Annotated in this window: 2 protein-coding genes; one reads left to right on the forward strand and one right to left on the reverse strand. The window is 73.5% G+C overall.

The features are described 5' to 3' along the window. Positions 1-290: LysE family transporter (locus tag D8M29_RS12170; protein ID WP_238693417.1), on the reverse strand; the 290-nt coding region annotated here is incomplete at its 3' end. Positions 291-359: 69 nt separating this feature from the next. Here D8M29_RS12170 and D8M29_RS12175 point away from each other — a divergent pair. Continuing rightward, a complete protein-coding gene (locus D8M29_RS12175; protein WP_238693418.1) occupies positions 360-1,349 on the forward strand; it encodes an ArgP/LysG family DNA-binding transcriptional regulator in 990 nt (329 codons plus the stop codon). The last annotated feature ends 64 nt before the right edge of the window (positions 1,350-1,413 follow it).

Consider the following 1,413-nt stretch of genomic DNA (forward strand, 5'->3'; position numbering starts at 1 on the left):
AGGGTCCGGTCCCCGCGCCAGGCGGAGCGCAGCGCGCCCACGGCGAACGCGAGGAGGTAGACCACGCCGGCCACGGTCAGCGCGGGCACGAGCCACGGCCAGCGTTCGGCCACCACGCCCACGCCGCCGGCGCCGAGCACGAGCAGCGCCACATCGGCCACGAAGCACACGGTCAGGACGGTCCACACGCGGTCGCGTCGGACGATCTGGCGCAGCAGGAACAGGGTCTGCGCGCCGATGGCGACGATGAGGGCGAGGTAGGTCAGGAATCCGGTGGCGAAGATGGTCACCGAGCGAGGATAGGAGCCGTCCCACGTCCGTGCCATCGCGATCTTCTTCAGGATCTGAAGACATCCTTCATGGCCACCCCTACCCTGGACCGCATGAACTCCGACCACCTGCGCGCACTCGTCGCGGCCGTCGACCACGGCACCTTCGACGCCGCCGCGGACTCCCTGCGGATCTCCGGCTCGGCCTTCTCGCAGCGGATCAAGGCCCTGGAGCGGCAGGTGGGCCAGGTGCTCCTGGCCCGCACCGTCCCCGTCCGGCCGACCGCGGCCGGAGAGCGCATGCTCCGCCTCGCCCGGCAGACCCTCGCACTCGAGGACGAGGCGCTCGCCGCACTCGGCCGGGGCGACGGCGGCCGCGTGCCGCTGCGCGTGGCCCTCAACGCGGACTCCCTCGACACGTGGTGGGAGCCCGTGCTGCGCGAGGCGGCGACGTGGGACGACGTCGTCCTGCAGATGCAGTCCGAGGACCAGGAGCACACCGCCGTCCTGCTGCGGGACGGTGCGGTGGTGGCCGCCGTGACGGACGACCCCACGCCCGTGGCCGGGTGCACCTCCACCCCGCTGGGCACGATGCGCTATCACGCGGTGTGCGCGTCCTTCCTGCTGGAGCTGCACCGCGACGCGCGGGGCCGGGTGGACTTCGGCTCGCTGCCGATCGTGGACTACGGCCCCCGTGACGGCCTGCAGCACACGGTGCTGCGCCGCGTCACCCGCGGCCGGCCCGTGGCCGACCCGCCGACCCACCTCGTGCCGTCCGTGCACGCGTATCTGCGGGCGGTGGAGCTCGGGCTGGGCTGGGGCATGCTCCCCTCGGTGCAGATCCCGCCGGGCGTGCTCGAGGGCCGGCACCCCGACCTCGAGCCGATCCCGGCCCTCGGCGCGGCCGACGTGCACCTGCACTGGCAGCGCTGGACGGCCGGGACCGCGGCTCTGGACCGCCTCACGGACGCGGTGCTGCGCGCCGTGGCCGAGGGGGGGGAAAAAGGGGATGGAGGGGGGGAGGGGAGAGAGGAAGGGACAGAGAGAGAGAGGGGGAGGAGGGGGGGGGGTTGGGGTTAGGGGAGGGTAGGGGAGGGTGGGGTTGGGTGAGTGGTGGTTAGCTCGGCAGAGCGGCGTGTGGGGG

Source organism: Micrococcus sp. HSID17227 (assembly GCF_003989405.1).
Classification (GTDB): domain Bacteria; phylum Actinomycetota; class Actinomycetes; order Actinomycetales; family Micrococcaceae; genus Micrococcus; species Micrococcus luteus.